At 56.1% G+C, this 20,987-nt stretch carries 17 protein-coding genes; 13 read left to right on the top strand and 4 right to left on the bottom strand.

The features are described 5' to 3' along the window. Positions 1 to 15: 15 nt before the first annotated feature. The 8 genes from trbC to traT all read left to right on the top strand — a co-directional run bounded on the left by trbC (position 16) and on the right by traT (position 9,649). Positions 16 to 630: a type-F conjugative transfer system pilin assembly protein TrbC gene (gene trbC / locus OGY09_RS07505; RefSeq protein ID WP_286590209.1), complete on the top strand. Its 615-nt coding sequence runs from the start codon at positions 16 to 18 to the stop codon at positions 628 to 630. After that, positions 627 to 2,480 carry a type-F conjugative transfer system mating-pair stabilization protein TraN gene (gene traN / locus OGY09_RS07500; RefSeq protein WP_286590207.1) on the top strand — a complete coding sequence of 618 codons (1,854 nt, stop codon included), beginning with the start codon at positions 627 to 629 and terminating at the stop codon, positions 2,478 to 2,480. Before trbC ends, traN begins: the two co-directional genes overlap by 4 nt. Then, on the top strand, positions 2,477 to 3,256 hold the full coding sequence (gene traF, locus OGY09_RS07495; RefSeq protein ID WP_286590206.1) for a type-F conjugative transfer system pilin assembly protein TraF: 780 nt from the start codon (positions 2,477 to 2,479) through the stop codon (positions 3,254 to 3,256). Before traN ends, traF begins: the two co-directional genes overlap by 4 nt. A gap of 25 nt (positions 3,257 to 3,281) precedes the next feature. Further along, on the top strand, positions 3,282 to 3,893 hold the full coding sequence (trbB, locus tag OGY09_RS07490; protein WP_286590205.1) for a type-F conjugative transfer system pilin assembly thiol-disulfide isomerase TrbB: 612 nt from the start codon (positions 3,282 to 3,284) through the stop codon (positions 3,891 to 3,893). Next, entirely contained in the window at positions 3,893 to 5,254 is a 1,362-nt protein-coding gene (traH, locus tag OGY09_RS07485; protein WP_286590204.1) for a conjugal transfer pilus assembly protein TraH, read from the top strand. The genes trbB and traH overlap by 1 nt, the downstream gene beginning before the upstream one ends. Before the next feature lies 1 nt (position 5,255). Further along, a complete protein-coding gene (gene traG / locus OGY09_RS07480; protein ID WP_286590203.1) occupies positions 5,256 to 8,150 on the top strand; it encodes a conjugal transfer mating-pair stabilization protein TraG in 2,895 nt (964 codons plus the stop codon). Positions 8,151 to 8,161: 11 nt separating this feature from the next. Continuing rightward, a complete protein-coding gene (locus OGY09_RS07475) occupies positions 8,162 to 8,737 on the top strand; it encodes a protein traS (protein WP_286590202.1) in 576 nt (191 codons plus the stop codon). Between the two features lie 174 nt (positions 8,738 to 8,911). Then, positions 8,912 to 9,649 (top strand): conjugal transfer complement resistance protein TraT, encoded by a 738-nt coding sequence (traT, locus tag OGY09_RS07470; RefSeq protein ID WP_286590201.1) that lies wholly within the window; start codon positions 8,912 to 8,914, stop codon positions 9,647 to 9,649. Positions 9,650 to 9,713: 64 nt separating this feature from the next. On the opposite strand, the gene OGY09_RS07465 is transcribed toward traT, so the two are convergent. Beyond that, positions 9,714 to 10,196 (bottom strand): GNAT family N-acetyltransferase, encoded by a 483-nt coding sequence (locus OGY09_RS07465; RefSeq protein WP_286590198.1) that lies wholly within the window; start codon positions 10,194 to 10,196, stop codon positions 9,714 to 9,716. Further along, positions 10,187 to 10,465 carry a type II toxin-antitoxin system TacA family antitoxin gene (locus OGY09_RS07460; protein ID WP_286590195.1) on the bottom strand — a complete coding sequence of 93 codons (279 nt, stop codon included), beginning with the start codon at positions 10,463 to 10,465 and terminating at the stop codon, positions 10,187 to 10,189. The genes OGY09_RS07465 and OGY09_RS07460 overlap by 10 nt, the downstream gene beginning before the upstream one ends. 164 nt (positions 10,466 to 10,629) lie before the next feature. Here OGY09_RS07460 and traD point away from each other — a divergent pair, with 164 nt between their 5' ends. The 4 genes from traD to traX are packed head-to-tail and all read left to right on the top strand — an operon-like array spanning position 10,630 to position 19,429. Further along, the gene (gene traD, locus OGY09_RS07455; protein ID WP_286590193.1) at positions 10,630 to 12,810 is read left to right on the top strand and encodes a type IV conjugative transfer system coupling protein TraD; all 2,181 of its coding nucleotides are present in this window, start codon (positions 10,630 to 10,632) and stop codon (positions 12,808 to 12,810) included. Continuing rightward, on the top strand, positions 12,810 to 18,116 hold the full coding sequence (traI, locus tag OGY09_RS07450; protein WP_286590190.1) for a conjugative transfer relaxase/helicase TraI: 5,307 nt from the start codon (positions 12,810 to 12,812) through the stop codon (positions 18,114 to 18,116). Before traD ends, traI begins: the two co-directional genes overlap by 1 nt. An 18-nt stretch (positions 18,117 to 18,134) precedes the next feature. Beyond that, on the top strand, positions 18,135 to 18,701 hold the full coding sequence (locus tag OGY09_RS07445) for a DUF2726 domain-containing protein (protein WP_286590188.1): 567 nt from the start codon (positions 18,135 to 18,137) through the stop codon (positions 18,699 to 18,701). Then, positions 18,698 to 19,429 carry a type-F conjugative transfer system pilin acetylase TraX gene (traX, locus tag OGY09_RS07440; RefSeq protein ID WP_286590186.1) on the top strand — a complete coding sequence of 244 codons (732 nt, stop codon included), beginning with the start codon at positions 18,698 to 18,700 and terminating at the stop codon, positions 19,427 to 19,429. Before OGY09_RS07445 ends, traX begins: the two co-directional genes overlap by 4 nt. Positions 19,430 to 19,512: 83 nt before the next feature. On the opposite strand, the gene vapC is transcribed toward traX, so the two are convergent. After that, complete coding sequence (vapC, locus tag OGY09_RS07435) at positions 19,513 to 19,911, bottom strand: type II toxin-antitoxin system tRNA(fMet)-specific endonuclease VapC (protein WP_094883119.1); 399 nt, start codon at positions 19,909 to 19,911, stop codon at positions 19,513 to 19,515. Beyond that, on the bottom strand, positions 19,911 to 20,138 hold the full coding sequence (vapB, locus tag OGY09_RS07430; RefSeq protein WP_079964753.1) for a toxin-antitoxin system antitoxin VapB: 228 nt from the start codon (positions 20,136 to 20,138) through the stop codon (positions 19,911 to 19,913). Before vapB ends, vapC begins: the two co-directional genes overlap by 1 nt. Positions 20,139 to 20,321: 183 nt before the next feature. On the opposite strand from vapB, the gene OGY09_RS07425 reads away from it, so the two are divergent. Then, positions 20,322 to 20,885 carry a phospholipase D family nuclease gene (locus OGY09_RS07425; protein ID WP_286590179.1) on the top strand — a complete coding sequence of 188 codons (564 nt, stop codon included), beginning with the start codon at positions 20,322 to 20,324 and terminating at the stop codon, positions 20,883 to 20,885. The last annotated feature ends 102 nt before the right edge of the window (positions 20,886 to 20,987 follow it).

Raw genomic sequence — 20,987 nt, 5'->3', positions numbered from 1 at the left:
ACAGGGAGAAAGACATTGAAACGAGTACTGATGTCGCTGGCCCTGCTTCTGGTCAGCGGGGCCGGGGTGGCAAGTGACCATGCTGAGAACCGCCAGTTTATACACGACCAGCTGCAGCTGGACCGGCAACGTTTTCGTGCCCTGCAGACGCCGGAGTTTCTGCAACAGCCGCGCACCGTGGCACCACAGGACCAGGCTTTTCTGGACGCGCAGGCCTCACAGTTCCGTCAGGCCATGCAGCCCGGGGAGCGCCCGGTGGATGCGGCCCTGGTGTTTGTGTCCTTCTCGATGCCGCCGGAGGAGCTGAAGCAGCGCGTAAAGGATGCGGCGGAACTCAATATTCCGGTGGTCATCCGGGGGATGGTCAACGGTGATATGCGGGCCACTGCCAATGCGGTTGCCGGACTGGTGAAAGAGAGCAATACCGGCGGGGTACAGATAGATCCGACCACCTTTCGCAAATACAACATCACCGCTGTGCCTGTGCTGATTGTGACCTGCGGCAACCAGGGGGATACGGTTGACCGGTTGCAGGGAGACCTGACGTTACATCAGGCCCTGAAGCGGGTGGCGGAAGAGGGGGATTGTGCTGACACGGCCCGGAACCTGCTGGGCGGGGGGGCGCAATGAAACGCTGTCTTCCTTTACTGATGGCGATGGCATCTTTCTGTCTGGTCGCGCCGCTTGTTGCCAATGACCAGTTTAATCAGGGCATGCAGCAGGGTAACGCCAGCAAAGGGCAGGGGACCAGCGCCATACAGGGGTTTAAGCCGGCGGAAGTGATCCCCGGCTATATCGACTCACCGCAGGAGAGCGGCTATTACGGGGGAGTGACGTCGTCCGGGGTCGACATGACTGCCCCCGGTTCAACGGCGCTGAATACCTCGGAGGCCGGGAAAACCATCACCGAATCCATTCTGAACACGCCGTCGGATAACAAGCCCTCACTGGATGCGCCGTTTATCTCTGAGGGACTGGCGATGAAAGACAAGGCGGAGACCATTACCGGCGGCGGGTTTGCCGGTTGCGTGGACCAGCCTGCCAGCTTTACAGAAATTACCACCCATCAGTGTCTGCGGGACACCAGAATTGAGCAGTACTGCACACGCACCGCGACCATTAACGGGGACTGGAAAAACACCGAGGTTTACCGGTATGTGACAATTTCCCCGGGGCAGTTTCGTTACAGCCAGAACGGAAAGCAGCTGGTATTCAGCGTGACTTCTCCGGTTACGGGTGTCGTGATGAATGCACAACTGAAGGTGTATGCCAGTTTATATTTCCTTAACTCCCGTTATACGTTCATGAACTCCGTGTTCAATGTCGCGACCTCTCCGGGCGGGACGAATATGTTCACTCTGAGCGGGTCTCCCGGGATGAGCATCACCGAAGGACAGGTGCTGACGGGCTCCGGTTGCACTGCTAACGGCAACTGTATCAACGGTGGTAACGGGGACTGGCAGGTTTATCAATCGCTGGCCAGTGGGAAATCGACGTTTACGCTCACCATGTACGTCAGAGTCAGCGAAAAAGAATGGGTGCCACGGGTTGAATGGTCTGAAAGCTGCCCGTTCAGTAAGACCGAAGGGGCCATGACCGGCTCACAGTGTGTGGAGCCGGGGGAGACACGGACCGTCATTGTGGGCAGTAAAACGTACAGCATTCATCAGGACTGCTGGAAATGGCAGGACACCTACCTGACTCAGACCGAGACCGAAGGCACCTGCGGGGAGTTCATAAAGAATCCGTCCTGCACGGTGACCCGCAGCGAGTGTGCCGATACGGTCGACGGTTTCTGCGTCAGCCAGCAGGTGACGTACTCCTGTGAGCGTAAAAAGGAGGGTAACGGCCAGATTTGCGGCGGGGAATTCTTCTGCAAGGACGGCAGCTGCGCCCTGGCGCAGACGGGAACCAGCAACATGTTCGGTCAGGCCGTCTCGGCGCTCGCGGCAGTGGCCGCCGCTGGCGAGGATGTGGCTGCGCTCAATGGTGTGGACGTCCGCGCCTTTACCGGCGAAGCACAGCACTGCAAGAAGATGGCGGTGGGCTTCAATAACTGTTGCAAGGACTCCGGCTGGGGCCAGGATGTAGGCCTGTCGAGCTGCAGCAGCGAGGAAAAGGCGCTCGGCAAAGCGAAGGATAAAAAGCTGACGGTGTATGTCGGGGAATACTGCAGCAAGAAAGTGCTGGGTGTGTGTCTCGAGAAAAAACGTGGTTACTGCGTGTTTGATTCCAGACTGGCGCGTATCGTCCAGGAGCAGGGGCGTCGTGACCAGCTGGGCGTGGGGTTCGGTAAAGGCAAGTCACCGGACTGCCGGGGCATCACGGTGGATGAACTGCAGCGACTCGACTTTGGCGTGATGAACTTCAGCGACTTCTATGATGATCTTAATGCCGGCAGTGAAATCCCGGAAGACCAGGCATTGCTGAAAAAGGCGCAGGACATCATTGCCGAAAAAATGCAGGAGAACGCGCCATGAGATGTATTGCCGGCGCGCTTGCCCTGATGATGGCAGCATCACTGCATGCTGCTCCCGATGATGTACTGGTACCTGACTATGCCCGGGAAGAGGGATGGCAGTGGTACAACCCCAATACTGAAGAGGTTGAACCCGAACCGGCGTCGCCGCCGACACTACGGGAACGTCTGGCCAGCATGACGCCATCAGAGCAGAAAAAGGTGCTCCAGCAGGCTACCCGTGAAGCGCTGGACACCGCCATTCTGTATCCCTCTGCGGAGAACTTTCGCCGCTTTATGACACTGCAGAACTTCTGGACTGACCGGGCAACGGACTTCACCCAGACGGCGAAACTGGCCCGGCTGAAGTATCCGGAGCTGGATTACAACGTGAAGCGCAGCCATTACAACGGCACGGTGGAAGCCCGCCTGACTGAAGAGAAGAAGGTCCAGAATGCGGTTATCAGCCAGGTGGCGCAGCGTTATGGCCTGTTCTTTTTCTACCGGGGCAACAATGCCGTCGACAACCTGATGGCCGGGGTGATACGGGCTTTCTGTGAAGAGCGGGGGATCAGTCTGATGGCCGTCAGCGTGGACGGTAAACTCAGCGACCAGCTTCCGCAAAGTCGCCCTGACAGCGGACAGGCCGAAAAAATGCGTGTCACCCATTTCCCGGCCACGTTTCTGGTCGACCCGAAAACTCACCAGTGGCAACCCCTTGCGTGGGGGTTTATGAGCCACGACGACCTGGATCGCCAGATGGTCAGCGTCCTTACCCACTTTGCACCTGACTACTGATAACACCTGTCTTTTGAGGTAACCCATGCTTATTACTGCATTGCGGACCGCCATCCTGATGGCGGCGGTGATGGCCGGCTGTCTGCAGGCCGGAACACTGGATGATATTCGTGCTCTTGAAGCCGGAAAAACGGGCCGCAGCGCCCCTGCGATGGACGCTCTTAGCCTGCCGGAGAACAGTGCTACACCGACAACAGACCGTGCCGCTCAGGATACGTCACCTGTCTGGTATACGCTGAGTGACGGGCGGAAAGTTAACCTGCAGGACTGGAAAGTGGTGCTGTTCATGCAGTCGACCTGCCAGTACTGCCGCCAGTTTGCGCCGGTCCTTAAAGCCTTTTCTCAGCAAACTGGTCTTGACGTTTTCCCCATCAGCCTTGACGGGAAGGGGGATGCCGAATTCCCCGATGTTCTGCCAGCAACGCCTGATGTGATGGTGGAATATTTCCAGGGTGGCCTGCCGGTGGCCACGCCAACCACCTTTCTGACCAACGTTAACACGATGGAAACCTGGCCGCTGCTGCAGGGGGCCGCAGCGGCCGGTGAGTTTCGCAACCGCCTCGATGAGGTATTCCGGATGGCGCTGGACCGTCAGGCCGGGAAACCCCTACCACCACCTTCTGAGGGACCACGATAATGCGACTGAAACCACTCTGCCTGGCGATGGTGCTGGGTCTGTACAGCGCGGGCACGGCGCATGCCGGCCTGCAGGATGACATGAATTCTTTCTTCAATGACATGAGTTACGCCAGTAATGCCACCTCGGCCAAAGCCTGGCAAGGGCAGGCGGCGCGGTATGTCTCCGGCGGTTCGTTCTATGCCCGGACCGGTAACAAAAATATCCAGCTGATCTCCATCAGCCTGCCGTCCATCAACGCCGGCTGCGGCGGGATTGATGTCTATCTCGGGGCGTTTTCCTTTATTAACTCCGACCAGATTATGGCCTTTGTGAAGCAGACGATGGCCAACGCGGCGGGGTACTTTTTTGACCTTGCGCTGGAAACCACGGTCCCGGAACTGAAAGCGGCGAAAGACTTCCTGCAGAAGATGGCCGCCGACCTTAACCGCTTCAATATGTCCAGCTGCCAGGCAGCAAAAGGGATGGTCGACAGCGTGGCGTCCCTGTGGGGAGAAAGCCAGCAGAACGTTTGCCAGTCGGTGGCCGGGCAGAAAAATGTGTTCTCGGACTGGGTATCTTCCCGTCAGGGCTGCACCTCCGGGGGCAAATACGGTGCGGTGACTGATAAGGCCGAAGGCGCGGAGAAGGACCAGGTGCTGAAGGACATCAATCTGATGTGGGATGCGCTCAGTAACAGCACGCTCAGCAGCAATGCGGAACTGCGCCAGTTTGCCATGAGTATCAGCGGGTCGGTGATATTTGGCAGCAACGGCGAGATGCGTATTCTCTCGTCGCTGGCCTCCGACCGCAGTCTGCTGACGGCGATGATGAGCGGGGGCAGCGCGAAGGTGTACGTCTGCGACAACCAGAACAAGTGCCTGTCCCCGTCCCTGAGTAACGTGACGATATCCGAATCCAAATCTCTCATTCGCATGGTGCAGGACATGCTGACCAGCATCGAGAGCAAGGCCATCACCGACTCGCCCCTGACGGAGAAAGAGAAGCAGTTCATCAACAGCACCTCCATCCCCATCCTGTCCTGGATAGTGGACCAGTCATCGCTGAGCGTGTCGCAGTCCCTGTTTGCCCAGCTGACAGATTACATTGCCGTCGACATTTACCTGCAGTATCTGGAGGCCGTCATGAAGGTGGTCAATGGGTCTCTGGCCACTAAAGACTACCCGGGGGCCAATATGAAAGAGCTGAAAAATGGCCTGTCCGATGCCCGGCAGGCGCTCAACTCGCTGCGTATGGAGGTGCAGATTAAGGAGGATGCCCTCATCTCCGCTCAGCAGCAAATCCGCTTTATCCGCCAGCAGGTCTCCTCAAAGATGAGCGACCGTGTGCTGGGTAACTACCAGTTCAGCAGGGTGAATTAATATGTCAGTGGAAACGATTTATACCGTGGCGGGCGGGGCGTGGTTCCAGGACACGCTCAACGGTGTGGCGGCCTTTTTTAACAGCCGGGCGGGGGATGCGCTGATTGTGATGGCTACTGCCGTGTCCGTGATTGTTGGGGCGGCAACCTATATCCGTACCCGTAACCTGATGGACCTGGCGAAGTGGGTGGCCTTCTATGTTTTTGTGCTGGCCGTCATGATTGGCGATAAAACGAATGTCCAGGTGGTGGACCTGTCTGAGCCTGCTGCTATATATCAGGTGGATAATGTCCCAACCGGCCTTGCCGCGCCGGCCAGCCTGATTACCCGTATCGGGGCCGGGATGGCGCAGACTTACGATTTTATCTTTGCCCGCCCGGATGCGCTGACCTACAGTAAGACCGGGATGCTGTTCGGGGCGCAGCTGGCGGCAGGCAGCACCGACTTCCGGTTCTCTGAGCCGGAAATCCAGCGTATGTTCACGGATTACGTCCATAACTGCGTGGTGGGCGATATCATGCTGAACAACAAGTACACCATCGGGGACCTGATGAATGCCTCCGACCCGTATGCGCTCATCTTCAGCCGCCCCAGCCCGTTGCGCGGCCTGTATGATAAAAACCGTAATTTCCTGACCTGCGAGCAGGCCGCCACCAGAATTAACACTGATTCCAGCGACATCAGCGGAGCCAACCCGCAGCCGTTTCTGCAGCAGGTCCTGAACATGACCCACGGGTTTACCAACCAGGTGTTCGGGCCAACGAACGGGAATAAAAATGCGCTGTTCACGGAAATGCTGGGCGACAGCTACAGCTATTTTCATGGCACGTCCCTGACGTCTACTGAGATTATCCGCAAGAACGTGATAATGAATGGCCTGCGCAGCGGTCTGGAGAGTTTTTCCGCCCAGAACGGGGATACGGCGGGGCTGGTGAATGTGGCCACGCAGACCTCAATGGCCAAAATGCGCCTCTCGCAGGCAACCAGCGCCTCGGTAGCCGCCAATACGCTGCCGGTGATGTATTCGGTGCTGCTCGGCATGACGATTGCCCTGTTCCCGGTTCTGGTAGTACTGGCGATGGTGAGCTCCTTGTCCTGGACGATTATTAAAGGATACGTCTACACCATCGCCTATCTGCAGATGTGGCCGCTGCTGTTCTCCATCCTGAATCATGCAATGAATTTTTACCTGCAGAGCAAACTCAACGGGACGGCGGTGACGCTGGCCACCTTTGACCAGGTGCAGAACACTTACTCCGATATCGGGACCACGGCAGGCTGGCTGGCACTGTCCATTCCGTTTATTGCCTGGGGGATGGTGAAAGGGCTGGGTCAGGTGGTGTCGCAGGCGGGGAACTACCTCGGGCAGACGTTGCAGTCAGCCTCCACCCAGTCGTCATCTCAGGCTGTCGACGGCAACTGGCACTATAACAATATGTCGACCGGGAACGTACAGGGTAACAAGTGGGACACCAACTACAGTCATCGTGAGGGACATATTACCAGCCAGCTGGAGAGCGGGGCGACGAAAACCCTGACGTCGTCAGGGCAGTCGGTCTACAACACCACGGAAGCGATTTCAAAACTGCCGGTCGATATTGCGCTGGGGAAAATCGCATCCAGCAGCTGGCAGCAACAGCAGCGTGATGCGCTGAGTGAGGCGCAGAGCCTCAGTAACAGCCTGTCGCAGACCTCCAGTCTGGCTTCATCACAGATGAGCCAGTGGAGCCAGCAGCGGGGCAACAGTGACACCACTGTGGCAGGCAGCGATGCCTCTGCCAGCAGCAATCTGACCAAAGCGCTGAACACTATTCAGTCGATTGGTTCCCGCTATGCCCGGGATGAAAATACCACTCTGGCTGAAGGGGTACGGGCAGCAGCAACCAAGAGTCAGGATATGAGCGCGGGAGTTGGGGGGAGCGCTCAGGTATCTCTTGATACAGACAGGCATATTCTCGGGAAAATTGGTGGGCTGGCGACGGGGCTAAAAGGATCAGTTGAAGGGCACCTGAAGACTGATTATACGGGCAGAAGTGGCTCCTCGCATGGCACCAGTTCTGACCTGACTCACCAGGGCGGGACCAGCAAAGGGTTCAGCGCTCAGGAGCTGAAGGATTTCCGCGATGCGATGGACGTGGTGACGTCCACCCGCGTTACCGACAGTGGCAGCCATACAGACAATGCGTCGGGTTCTCTGGCAAACCAGCTGGCATCGACTTTCTCCGACCTGAAAAGCAAGGCATCGCAGTATAATGATGCGGTCACCCGCAGTCATGAATACTCGCAGCTGGCCAGCTATGCAGAAAATAACAGTGCCAGTATTAACCAGAACTACTCCCAGGAGTTTGTCGGGTATGTCACCAGTAAACGTCCGGGTGAAGCTGACCAGCTGCTTTCTGATGCGGCTAGCCCGGAAGTACGCGCCGAGCGAGACAGACTGGCGCAGGCCTTTGTGGAAGACCGCATTAAGCCGCAACTGCTGCAGGAGTTTGAGCAGAACAGGGGCCGTACCGGGGAAGGCATAGGCGGTGTCTCTGCACCCGCAGACAGTTTTGATTTACAGAGTGAATTCAGGGACCAGAAGTCCGGGATGGATCATCTGGCCACGCAGAATGGTGTGAAAGCAGAGGGTGTGGTGGCGACGGATGTACAGAATCAACGCAGTCATGCCGAATCGGGCGTCAGTAATGATAAAAATACTGTGATCTCGACCGGTGAGTCTGCCGGTCAGGAGTATAAAAACTTGCAGAGTGAGCATGAACAGGGTAATAAAAACTTTAATGATGCTAAAGCTGCTGAGGAAGACAGACAAAAATGGGATGGTGGTAGTGGTAAAGGACTGGAAGATTTAAATAATATAAAGGATGATTTACAGAAACGGATTAGTAAGCCATAAGGTGATATTATATGAAGCGTTCAGAATTAGAGAAGGATGCGAGCTTTATTCTGGCATCGATGAGTGAAAGGGATTATGAAATTCCAACCAATAAAAAAATCATGGGTATGATTTTTGATAGGTTAAAATACGCTTACCTTCTTCAGGTTGTTTTTGTTATTCTGGCTTTTGTTATTTATAAGGAGCCGGGTGATTTAGATTATCAATTTAAAAAAATAATCTATCTTAGTTTACTTTCTTGCGCAACGATGGCATTTTTTAGTCTTGCTTTTATTGGAGCGACGTATAGTAATGTGTGTATCTTTCTAACGTTAGGAGATGATGTAAGACGAGAGTCAATCTTATTGAAAATCCTTAAAAATAAAATTGAGTTTTATACACGACTATTGTTTATTGTGAACTCTCTAATTGGCTGTATTTTGCTGTGGACTGGTGAGCCTTTTGTCGCAGGGCTAGGTGTTTCATGGTTTGCTACTTTTATTATTAGCATGTTGTTTTTACAGGGATCATTATCCCGATATATGACCCCTGCAGTAGTCAGTAGCCTGTCGAAAGTGAAAGAGTTGCTCTCTGCATCCCCAAAATAACCGTTTTATCATTGTCTGAAACTCCGAAAATCTGTGCAGTATAGCCATATTGTTGATGTGGTTATGATTCTGTCTGTACATTAACCATTCCTGTACTGAACGTGCAGGTGACAACAGCAGTACCTCCGGGCATGGCATGTGACATGCGACTTATATGGAAATGAGAAAAATTATATGAAACATAACGTTAAGCTGATGGCAATGACTGCCGTTTTAACTTCTGTCCTCGTGCTCTCCGGGTGTGGCGCGATGAGCACAGCGATTAAGAAACGTAACCTTGAAGTCAAAACCCAGATGAGTGAAACCATCTGGCTGGAGCCGTCCTCACAGAAAACCGTGTACCTCCAGATAAAAAATACCTCTGACAAAGACATGTCCGGCCTGCAGGCGAAAGTGACCAAAGCACTTCAGGATAAGGGCTATACCATCACGTCATCGCCGGACAGCGCACACTACTGGATTCAGGCCAATGTCCTGAAAGCCGATAAAATGGACCTGCGTTCTGCCCAGGGATTTCTGAACCAGGGCTACGAAGGCGCGATAGCGGGTGCTGCATTAGGTGCGGGGATTACCGGTTATAACTCGAGTTCTGCCGGCGCGACATTAGGTGTTGGACTGGCTGCCGGTCTGGTGGGAATGGCCGCTGACGCGATGGTGGAAGATATCAACTATACGATGGTGACGGATATTCAGATTTCTGAAAAAACCACCGCAAGCGTGCAGACCGATAATGTCGCCGCCCTGAAACAGGGCACCTCCGGATATAAAGTGCAGACCAGCACGCAGACCGGTAATCAGCATAAATACCAGACCCGTATCGTGTCCTCTGCCAATAAAGTTAACCTGAAATTCGAAGAGGCAAAACCTGTCCTCGAAGATCAGCTGGCAAAATCTGTCGCCAATATTCTTTAATACTGTCAGGGTGATCGGGTGGTCACCCTTAATTCAGATTTTTTTATTCGAATAAAATGATAACTCAAATCTTGACAGGGAAAAATAAAGTTAATGGATTCGCTGTAGATGGTTCAAAAGCGAATTTTGTATAGAAGCTTTTCACTTCATCATTCAGGGCATGAACTATCAAAGCTCTTACACCAACCTGGATTGCAATATTCTGCGTCCGGTATATCGCATCCTTGAGCAGTGCGATACCAAGGCCTTTTCCGGCATAAGCCTGATCAACTGCAAGTCTGCCAAGCACTACCACGGGAAGTGAATCCGGGGCATTACGTCGGTAAGAGCCTGGTGCAGTATTCCGTTGAATGCTGCCTGAAGAAAGACAATAGTAACCGATTACCTGATTCGTATTTTCGGCACAAATAACATATACACGGGAAATACCAGTGCTGTGATTTTTTAATGCTTTCTTTTTCAGCCATTCATTAAGACCCGGATCTGAACAGGAAAACTCAGCAATATTGTGTCCGGGCGTTAAAGGTTCCGGTGCTCTCATTCCCATGGCGATTTACGACTCATGAGAGCATCGATACGCGCCTGCCGTTCCGGGGTTATGGGCGCATCTAACTCAGACAGGAATGCATCATATTGTTGATCATCCAGTACGAACAGACGCTGATCAAGCAAAATGTCCTGAGCCTCACGACACGCGGCTTCGAGAACGAAGTCAGTACGTGATTTTGATACAAGGCTTGCCGCCATATCGATCAGATCCCGCTGGGATGTTTTAGCCCTGATGTTGATTGGCGCTTCTCTGGCTTCTGATTTCATAAACACCTCTGTGTAGCTTTTGTATACACAATCATATCATGCGTATATCGGAATGCTACACAAAGTGTAGTGTGTTTTATTACTCATTGTTTTAAAAGTGATTTCCCTGCATTGAAGTGAAATCGTTTTCAAGAAATTTATTTTATAACCTCTGGAATAACATAATGAGCCTGAATCCTCGCGACTTAACGCAGGGCGGTCAGGTCGCTTTCATGCGCCTGAAAATGTTCCTGCAGATAAATAATCTGATTTCTTATTACGTCATTATGGGGACGGTATTGTTTGGTCTGGCCGTCCTGCTGATGCGGATGAGTATTCAGAATCTGACCAACGGTATTATTTACTGGTTCGTCCGGGTGATGTCGCCGTTTACGGAAAGAATGGTCAGCCAGCCGGTTTATAATATCCGGTATTACGAACACACCCTGCAGTACAGCGCCCGGCAGATCCTCAGCGACAATTACACAGTCTATTGCGGGCAGTTGCTGAAACAGGAACTGGTGATTGCCGGTTGCGCTTCGCTGCTGGTCGCGTTTCTCGCCACGCTGGCCGTGTACTGGTATCTCGGTCGTACCGGTCGCCAGCAGAGTGAGGATGAAATCATCGGGGGGCGCGTCCTCAGTGAATCCCCGAAAGACGTTGCCCGCCTGATGAAAAAACGCGGAGAAGCCTCCGATATTCGTATCGATGACCTGCCGCTTAAGCTGGATTCCGAAATTCAGAACTTCGCTATGCACGGTACTGTCGGCTCCGGAAAATCTCAGCTGATGCGTAAAATTCTGAAGCATCTGCGTGAGCGTGGTGACCTGGTCATCATCTACGACAAGGGCTGTACATTCGTGGAAGATTTTTACGACGAATCGCGGGATAAGGTCCTTAACGCGCAGGATGCCCGGTGTCCGAACTGGGACATGTGGGAGGAGTGCCGCACTATCTCCGAACTGGAGAATGCCAGTACCACCCTGATCCCGGCCAGCAGTGGGGAAGATCCATTCTGGCAGGGCAGTGCACGCACCATCTTTGCGGAAGGTGCAGAGCGTATGCGTAAAGACCCCGATCGCAGTTACAACAAATTTCTGCGCACGTTGCTGGCCATTCAGCTGGATCAACTGCGCGCTTTCCTGGCCGGGACGCCTGCCTCCACACTGGTTGACGGCAAGATAGAGAAGACCGCCATCTCCATCCGAAGTGTACTGACCAACTACGTCAAGGCGATGCGTTATCTGCAGGGGATCGACCGTCCGGGCCGGGAGAAATTCACCATCCGGGAATGGATGAAGGGCCAGGCTGATAAATCGAAGAATGGCTGGCTGTTCATCACCTCTGATGAACAGAATCATGAGTCGCTCAAACCGCTGATTTCCATGTGGCTCAGTATTGCCGCCACCAGTCTGCTGGCGATGGGGGAAAACCGTCAGCGTCGTGTCTGGTTTTTCTATGATGAACTGCCCTCACTGCACAAGCTGGCCACGCTGCCTCGCATCATTGCTGAAGCGCGTAAGTTTGGCGGCTGTTTCGCTCTGGGGTTCCAGAACTTCGCCCAGATGGAAGAAATCTATGGCCCGAAGGCGGCGGCGGGGCTGTTTGACCTGCTGAACACCAAGTTCTTTTTCCGTTCCCCGAGTGCCCAGATTGCGAAGTTTGTGGAAGAGGATATCGGGGAAACCCGCCGTCTGAAATTCAGCGAACAGACCAGCTTTGGTCATGAGCAGGTGCGTGACGGGATTTCGTTTGGCAAGGAAGAAGAACGCGTCAGTATCGTCAGCTACTCCGACGTGCAGTCGCTGAACGACCTGCAGTGTTTTGTCACCCTGCCTGGTGATTACCCGGTGGTGAAACTCTCAATGAAGTATGAGGCGATGCCCGGCGTGGCTAATGCCCTGATCCCGCGAGACATCCAGACCAGTCTTGACCAGGCCATTGAAGATGAGCTGGTCCGCCGCACGGAAGAAGAACGTCTGAGTCTGGAAGGGCTGTTTACCCCGGTGACGCCGGTGCCGGAAAGTGCTTCCGCCCCGGTCTCGCCACCCACCCTCCAGCCGGTGACGGCTCCCTCTGTACCTGTGCCTACAGCGGTAGCAGTGAATACGGCGTCTTCATCCGCCGTCGTTGCAGGCAGCACGACTGCTGCAGGGGGAACGGAGCGGGATATTGAGCAGGATTTGACCCGGGATATGCCACCTGGCCTGAACAGCGACGGGGAGGTGGTGGATTTTGCTGCGTATGAAGCCTGGGAGCAGGGGCAGGGGCAGCACCAGACCCGCGACATGACCCGCCGGGAAGAGGTCAATATCAACCATGCGACAGACAAAACGCATGAGATGGATGACGGGAGGGAATACTGATGCTCTCCATTTCTTCCATCAAGGGTGATGGGGGCTATTACAGCCATGAAGACAACTACTATGCCAGCGGCTCGCTGGAGTCCCGCTGGATGGGGGAGGGGGCGGCGCAACTCGGGCTGAAGGGTGAAGTGGCTAACGCCGATATGGATGCGGTCCGCCAGGGCAGACTGCCTGATGGCAGTGACCTGTCCCGGATGGTTGATGGTGTCAACAAACACCGCAGCGGCTATGACCTGACGTTCTCCGCTCCCAAAAGTGTCTCCGTCATGGCGCTGGTCGGGGAAGACCGGCGTTTTATTGAAGCGCATAACCGGGCCGTGGCGGTTGTGATGCAGGAAGTGGAGCAACTGGTCAGCGCCCGCATCACGCAGGAAGGGAAAACGGAAACAGTGCTGACCGGCAGTATGGTGGCTGCATTGTATAACCATGACACCTCCCGGGACCTGGACCCGCAGGTGCACACCCATGCCCTGGTCTTTAATGCGACATTCGCTGGTGAAAAATGGCGGTCGCTGGCCAGCGATACCCGGATGAAAACCGGCTTTTCTGAGAATCTGTACGCCACCAAGATAGCGCTGGGAAACCTGTACCGTTCTGCCTTACGTGAAGACATTGAGTCGATGGGATTCGAAACGGTGGCGGCGGGGAAACATGGCCTGTGGGAGCTGAAGGATGTGCCGGTGGACGTTTTTTCCTCGCGCAGTCAGGCCATCCGGGAAGCGGCCGGGCCGGGCGCTTCAGCTAAATCTCGTGATGTTGCCGCACTCGATACCCGCCATGCAAAAGCCTGGGCCGACCCGGATTTGCTGAAAGCCGACTGGCGCCGACGCTTAACGGACGAAAAATTTGATATCGGACATTACATCAGTCAGGCGCAGGCACGCGTGGAAGTTTCTGGTCCTGTTGTTGCTGGTCAGGGGGGGATAAGTGCGCCGGGCCAGCCGGGAATCGCGTCTTCCGGCGAGGCTGCTGACGAACTGGTGCAGAAGGCGGTCAGCGACACAATCTCCGCGCTGTCGGACAAAAAGGTCCAGTTCACCTGGTCGGAAATGCTGGCCGGCACGGTCAACCGCCTGCCCTCCGCACCGGGTCTGTTTGAGCAGGCCCGTGCTGGGATTGAGACCGCAATTGAAGGGCAGCGCCTTATCCCGCTGGACCGGGAGAAGGGCATCTTCACCTCTGATATCCACCTGCTGAACGAACTCAGCGTCCATCAGCTGGCGCGCACGGCCGTTGCGGAGCAGACCGTGCTGGTCTTTCCGGAACGGGCAAAAGAGCGAGATATGCCTGCCGGGGATGCGGTCTCTGTCCTGACGCAGGATAAAAGTCCGGTGGCTATTCTCAGCGGGCGCGGGGGTGCGCAGGCCCTGCGTGAGCGCACGGAAGACGTGGCGATGATGGCCCGCGCACAGGGTCGTGAAGTGATGGTGATTGCGGCAGACGGTCGCAGTGGCCAGTTCCTGGCGGAAAGCCCGCACCTGGCAGGTCAGGTGATGCTGCGCTCGCAGATGAACGCTGACACCGTACTGCCGGTGCAGGGGACGGTTATCGTCGACCGGGCGGAGCGACTGTCGCTGAAAGAGACCGTCCTGCTGCAGGAGAAAGCGCTCAGCGCCGGGGCGCAGCTGATATTCATGGACACCGAAAACCGGCAGGGGACGGGGAATGCTTTGTCTGTGCTCAAAGAGGCGGATATTCCCCAGTACCGGTTTTACGGCACACAGCTTCCGGAAGTGCGGCTGGTCAGTGAGGCGGACAAGCGGAGCCGTTACAGCCAGCTGGCACAGGACTATGTGCGCCTGTCAGCTGAAGGGCGGGATGTGGTGGCCCAGGTGACCGGCGCCCGGGAACACCAGCAGCTGACGGAGGTTATCCGGGATACGCGGCGTGATGCGGGTGAGCTGGGCCGGGAGCAGGTGACGCTGCAGGTGCTGGAGCCGGTGTGGCTGGACAGCAAAACCCGCCATCAGCGCGATAACTACCGGGCCGGGATGGTGATGGAGCAGTGGGACGCTGAGAAGAAAACGATGACCCGCCATACCATTGACCGGGTGGCAGAGGCGACCAACAGTCTGGTGCTGCAGGGTGAAGACGGCAGTCGCCTGACCCTGAAGGTGACGCAACTGGACGGCAGCTGGAGTTTGTACCGCAGCCGGACACTGGCGGTTTCTGAAGGGGACCGCGTCAGGGCGCTGGGGCGGGAGCTGAAGGGGGGCATCAAAGCGAAAGAGCAGTTTACAGTGGCGGGGCTGGAAGAGGGCGCGGTACGGCTGCGCAGCGGCGACCGGGAACTGAGTCTGCCCACCGACCGGGCTGTGAAGCTGGCCCATGACTATGTGGAAGGGACCGGAGCCGGTACCAGCACGTCGCGCACGGTGCTGGCTGCTGTCGGCCCGCGCGGGCTGAATAAACAGACCCTGAACGCGCTGGCGCAGAGTGGCAGCGACATCCGGATTTATACACCGCTGGAGGCCGGGCAGGCAGCGCGCAAAGTGGAGAGTGTATCTGCGGTGCGCCTGGCCAGTGACCAGGTTCGCCAGTCGACCGGCGAGGTAAATCTGGACGCAGCCATACAGGCTAGCCGGGACCGTCTGATGTCGGATGCGGAGCAGGCGGTGAATCTGGCCATCCCGCGCGCCCAGCAGGGACTGGTCCATCTCGGTGAGCTTACCCTGCTGGCCGAGGCGGTGAAGTCTGGCCAGCCGCTGGCTGATGTCCGGGCAGAAATCGCCCGCCAGGTGGACAGCGGGGCGCTGATTAAGCTGGATTCGGTTGCCGGGGCGGGAAACCGCGTCCTGGTCCCGCGTGTGGCGTATGAGATGGAAAAGACCATCATCCGCCATATTGCAGAGGGTAAGGAGGCTGTACCGCCCCTGATGGCGCTGACGCCTGCCTCAGTCCTGGCCGGTCTGACGGCAGGTCAGCGGGAGGCCACGCGGGCAGTGCTGGAGAACACCGACCGCTTTATGGCCATTCAGGGGTACGCCGGGGTGGGGAAAACCACCCAGTTCCGGGCGGTGATGGGGGCTCTGAACACCCTGTCTGAATCCGTGCGCCCGCAGGTCATCGGCCTGGGACCGACGCACCGCGCCGTGCATGAGATGCGTGAAGCCGGGGTGGAGGCACGAACGCTTGCCAGTTTTCTGAGTGAAACCCGCCTGGCCATACAGGCCGGGGAAACACCGGACCTCCGTAATGTCCTGTTCCTGACTGATGAGAGCTCGATGGTGGGTAACCGCGATATGGCAGAGCTCTATCAGCTGGTTGCCGCAGGCGGTGGACGAATGGTCTCCAGTGGGGATACCGCGCAGCTGCAGGCCATCTCAACCGGTCTGCCGTTCCGCCTGGTGCAGCAGCGGAGCGCCATCGATACGGTGGTTATGCAGGAGATTGTCCGCCAGACCCCGGCGCTGCGCCCAGCGATTGAAAGCATCATCGCCGGTCAGGTGGAGATATCCCTGCGCCAGGTGGATGACGTCACCCCACAGCAGGTCCCGCGTCAGCCTGGGGCCTGGGTGCCCGATAACTCGGTCATGGAAATCCGTGCGCCGAAAAAGGAGCAGGACCAGGGGCAGGGTTATCTCGTTGCTGCCGGCGAACAGACACTGACGCCAGAGCAACTGGCCCTGGTACGCACCGACATCATTGAAGCCATCCGGGATGACTGGATGGGGCGCACCCCGGAGGCACAGCAGCAGACACTGATTGTGGCGGAACTCAACGCCGATCGTCATGCCATCAATGATGCCATTCATACCGCCCGGCATGAGAAAGGCGATACAGGTGCTGAAGAACGCACGTTCACCGTCCTGGAGCCGCTCCGGGTGCCAGACAACGCCCTGCGTGCAGCTGAAACCTTTGCGGAGTACACCGGCGCCGTGGCCATGATGAACGAGCGCTACTGGACTGTGGCAGAGGTGGATACGCAGGACGCCGTGGTCACGCTGCGTAATGCTGACGGGGAGTCGGTGCTGATCTCTCCTCAGCAGAACACTGCACAGGATATTTCCCTCTTCACACCCCGCGATCTGACGATCAGTCAGGGGGACCGGGTGCGCTTTACCTGCTCGGACACCAACCGCGGCTACGTGGCCAACAGCCTGTGGGAGGTGGCCGGGTTCACTGACGAAGGGGCCATCCGCTTTCGCCAGGGAGATCAGGAGAAAATTGTTGACCCGCAGGCCGTGACGGAGGACCGTCATATTGACCTCGCATACGCCCTGACGGTTTATGGCGTGCAGGGGGCCAGTGAACGTTTTGCCATTGCCCTGACCGGTACAGAAGGTGGCAGGAAAAGAATGGCATCTCTGGAGTCCACTTATGTAACGCTGTCACGAGCAAAAGAGCATGTGCAGGTCTACACCGACAATCTGGCCGGCTGGAGTGCCGATGCCCGGCACTCAAATGCCGGACAAACCGCCCATGACCTGCTGCACCAGAAAAGTGACCACGAATCCGACACTGGCAACCGACTGCTGGCCACTGCCTTACGTCTGGATAAAACCTCGCTGGGCTGCCGGGTACTGGCGGAAAACGGCCTTGGGGGCGAAACAATGGCGCGCTTCATTGCTGCCGGCAGGAAATACCCGACACCTTATGTAGCCCTTCCTGCGTGGACCAGTCACGGAAAAGAAGCCGGGGCACTCCTGACCGAAATCCGCATTGAGGATGACGGGATGAGCGTGGTGCTCAGTGATGAGTCCCGCCTGCGTGGTGGGGAGGATGCCCAGTTCGCCGGTCTGCAGGCCAGCCGTAACGGACAGACACTCATTGCTGATGATGCACAGACGGCGCTGCGCCTGGCACAGGAGAACCCGGATAGCGGGGTGGTGATACGTCTGCACGGTGAAGAACGGTTGCTCAATGCAGCCCGCCTGACCGGGGGACGAATCACTGAGCCTGATGAGGTGGCTCGGACAGTGCGTAGTGTGGCGGAGGCTGAATCGGCGGCGAAAGCGGAAGACCCCATTACGCTGCCTCCGGATGAGCAGCAGAAACTGGCAGAGGCACAGGAAAAAGCGGCCCGGGAGCTGGCGGAGCAGGCCCGGCAGGAACTGCTGCCGGCAGTCCCGGGTGAGGAGAGCACCAGACCCGAACCACAGTTGTCTGCTGATGAAGAACGTCGGCTCCGTGACGGTACAGCCCGGGGAGAGCGTGAGCTGGATGAGGCCATTCAGGAAGCGGTGGCGGACGGTCGGGGTATCCGCCAGCAGGTGCGCGAACAGATGCTGCGTACCGAGCGTGAGTGGGTGGTGAATGTACTGGAAAAGGACATTGAGCTGGAAAAAACGCTCGGTGGGGACTGATTCAGGGAGGATGTGTGTATGTTTAACGAAATATTCATTATGGCCATTCTGCTCGCCGGATTTGTGGTAATGCTCAGGCAGGCCGGTTCAGCCCGGCATCCACTTTTGCAGAGACTGCGTGAAAAAGGGATTCGGCCGGGCAGAACTGAACTGTTGCTGTGTCGCCGACCGTCGTTCGTCAGTGCCGGTCAGTTGATGACGGAGCGGGAGCAGCGTTTTCTGCGCCGACTCGACAGGGTGACCGATACCCGCCACTGGCGGCTGTGCCCACAGGTTCGAGTGGCCGATATCGTCAGAGTGGCGCCCGACCGTAAGTCTGGGAGCCGTGAATGGTGGCAACTGTTCCGCCTGGTATCGCAGTGGCACTGCGATGTGGTTATCACGGACCGCAACGGAAGAATCATTGTGGCAGTGGAGCTGGACGACCGTTCCCATCAGGCGCCGAAACGTCAGCGGCGTGACCTGCTGCTTGAAGAGGTGCTGAAACAAGCTGGTATTCCGCTGCTGCGTAGCGATGATGAGCCGCAACTGGCTGAGCGCGTCAGGGCACACCTTTGCGCACAACGACCGGAGACTGCGGCATGAGTCCGGGTAAATCTGTTGCCCTGCATCCTTTCAGGCCGGTCCTGAATTTCTCCGCGCTGCAGCGCGATGTCATCCGGATGATCGCGTTTATGGCAATGGTGGGGGACCACATCGCCACTGCCTTCCAGTTGGATATGCCCTTACTGAACATGGCCGGGCGTTGTGCATTCCCCCTGTTTGCGCTGGTCAGCGGCTGTAACATGGCAGGCAAAACCCTGCGTCAGCAAAGCCTTAACCGCCTGTGGCTGATGGCTCTCCTGGCCCAGCCGGGTTACTGGCTGGCCTTCAGGGACGCCGGACTCATGTGGTGGCAACTGAATATCCTGTTCGCTTTCGCTGTTGTCATGCAGGTGGCCCGCTTCCTGCAGACGGCGACCGTGCTTAATGGCGTTGCAGCGCTCGCGGTCCTGGTGGGATACCTGCCACTTAGCTCCGCCAGTTACAGCATACCCGGTCTGCTGATGCTCGCCGGTGCGTTGCTTATCTGGCAGGTCCGGGACTCACTGCGGCCAGCCCTGTTTGCTGTCTGGCTGTTGCTGGTCGCACTGCTTAATGCCCGGCACGGTGATGTGATGATGCTTTCCGGCGTGATTCTTACGCTGGCGGTGCTGTTTTGTATCCACGGGCTGGTACCGACTTCCGGACGACGTCTGCAGGCAGGACGGTGGTTAGCTCCAGCGTATGCCCTCCATCTGCTGTGTACTGGTGTTCTGGTTAGTATTCTCTGAGCTGTTTGTACCGATACGTGATTCCCACTCCAGCGTGATCCGGAAAAGGAGCCGGAATCCGAAGAGAACATCTGATGCAGAGGTTAGCACCAGTCTTCGGTTCGGATACCTGGAATGCGCTCAAATTCGCGGATATTGTTTGTGACAACTACCAGCCCGCGACTACGCGCATGACCAGCAATCATCTGGTCGTAAGGCCCAACAGGTGTTCCTTTGCGAGCCAGTTCGGCACGAATCTGGCCGCTATGTATCGCTGCCTGTGCGTCGTAATCCAGAACCTCAAGGCGGGAGACAAATCCCTCCACGACTGCAAGATTCCGCTCCGGCGCCTGACTTTTTTCTGCACCGTAAATCAGCTCCATTAAGGTGATGGAGCTGATACACATTCTGGATGCATTTAGGTTGAAGCGTTCTCTGACATGTTCGGGCTTATTTTTGATGGTGAAAATACAAATATTGGTATCAAGCATGAATTTCAGCATCAGAATCCTTCCCGCTCCTGTTCTGCAGGTTGTTTTCTGGTACTCATAAAATCAGCGCTGGCACCTTCGCCATCAAACCAACTGTCCCAGGATTCTCCGACCGGAGTAATGACCCTGCTTCTGCCAACAGCAATGATTTCGACATGTTTCACATCCTCCGGAAAGGATATCGATTTAGGCAATCTGACTGCCTGAGTCCGGTTACTCAAAAAAAGTGTTGTATGCATAGCTGTCTCCTTGTCTGGATATACAGAGTGTATATCCATTATGGGTGGCGGAGATGTGTATGTCAAAGGTATATATAATGAACCAAACATGTAAAGCGAAGGAGGTCACTGACGCTTCTGCTCTGCGTCATTTTCCACGCCCGGTTCCCGGGGTTTCTGAGTGAAGCAAGTGAAGGAAATACCATGCAAATAATTCACGAAATACATTTGTGTCGGTGGCTTTTACCCGGCCTGCTCGGTCTGGCGCTGTTTGCGCCAGTACCGAATACCTACTCAGCCACTATTGAGACAGGTTTTTCTCCGGAAGGTACGGCTCTGCAGTTGGTGCTTAAGACAATTGAGACAGCACAGCAGGAAATCCGCCTGCTGGTCTATTCCTTCTCCTCTCCGGAGGTGGTCAGCGCCCTTGTCAACGCAAAACGCCGTGGTGTTGATGTGAAAGTGGTACTGGACTGGAAAGCCAATACCTGGAAAAACAACAACGCCAGCAGGGCGGCAATGAACCTGCTGGTCGGTGCCGGCATTCCGGTACGCACCGTCAGTGTGTACAAAATTCTGCACGACAAAGTGATCATCAGCGACGGCCGCCACACCGAAGTAGGATCGTTCAATTATTCCCGTGCAGCAGACCGTTCGAATTCGGAGAACGTGCTTGTTGTGTGGGATGACCCGGTTGTTGCCCAGAAATATCTGAACCATTGGGTATCACGTTGGGCGCAGGGAGCGGACTGGAAACAGACGTACTGACGCAGTAATCCACAATCCCCGGACGTAAACCGTGCGCCAACGCGGGTTACGTTTATAAAGTAAGTCGCTGATTTCCTGAATTTGTAGTATTCTCTACAAAGA

Source organism: Citrobacter sp. Cpo071 (assembly GCF_030332765.1).
In the GTDB taxonomy this organism is placed as follows: domain Bacteria; phylum Pseudomonadota; class Gammaproteobacteria; order Enterobacterales; family Enterobacteriaceae; genus Citrobacter; species Citrobacter portucalensis.
The sequence above is the reverse complement of the archived record's forward strand: the minus strand, read 5'-3'. Positions and strand labels throughout refer to the sequence as shown.

Coding starts and splice junctions, on each gene's coding strand:
- traI (WP_286590190.1), top strand. CDS start 12,810: ATGCTCTCCATTTCTTCCATCAAGGGTGATGGGGGCTATTACAGCCAT.
- OGY09_RS07425 (WP_286590179.1), top strand. CDS start 20,322: ATGCAAATAATTCACGAAATACATTTGTGTCGGTGGCTTTTACCCGGC.
- vapB (WP_079964753.1), bottom strand. CDS start 20,138: ATGCATACAACACTTTTTTTGAGTAACCGGACTCAGGCAGTCAGATTG.
- traN (WP_286590207.1), top strand. CDS start 627: ATGAAACGCTGTCTTCCTTTACTGATGGCGATGGCATCTTTCTGTCTG.
- OGY09_RS07465 (WP_286590198.1), bottom strand. CDS start 10,196: ATGGGAATGAGAGCACCGGAACCTTTAACGCCCGGACACAATATTGCT.
- OGY09_RS07460 (WP_286590195.1), bottom strand. CDS start 10,465: ATGAAATCAGAAGCCAGAGAAGCGCCAATCAACATCAGGGCTAAAACA.
- traH (WP_286590204.1), top strand. CDS start 3,893: ATGCGACTGAAACCACTCTGCCTGGCGATGGTGCTGGGTCTGTACAGC.
- traG (WP_286590203.1), top strand. CDS start 5,256: ATGTCAGTGGAAACGATTTATACCGTGGCGGGCGGGGCGTGGTTCCAG.
- traD (WP_286590193.1), top strand. CDS start 10,630: ATGAGCCTGAATCCTCGCGACTTAACGCAGGGCGGTCAGGTCGCTTTC.
- traT (WP_286590201.1), top strand. CDS start 8,912: ATGAAACATAACGTTAAGCTGATGGCAATGACTGCCGTTTTAACTTCT.
- traF (WP_286590206.1), top strand. CDS start 2,477: ATGAGATGTATTGCCGGCGCGCTTGCCCTGATGATGGCAGCATCACTG.
- trbB (WP_286590205.1), top strand. CDS start 3,282: ATGCTTATTACTGCATTGCGGACCGCCATCCTGATGGCGGCGGTGATG.
- OGY09_RS07475 (WP_286590202.1), top strand. CDS start 8,162: ATGAAGCGTTCAGAATTAGAGAAGGATGCGAGCTTTATTCTGGCATCG.
- OGY09_RS07445 (WP_286590188.1), top strand. CDS start 18,135: ATGTTTAACGAAATATTCATTATGGCCATTCTGCTCGCCGGATTTGTG.
- traX (WP_286590186.1), top strand. CDS start 18,698: ATGAGTCCGGGTAAATCTGTTGCCCTGCATCCTTTCAGGCCGGTCCTG.
- vapC (WP_094883119.1), bottom strand. CDS start 19,911: ATGCTGAAATTCATGCTTGATACCAATATTTGTATTTTCACCATCAAA.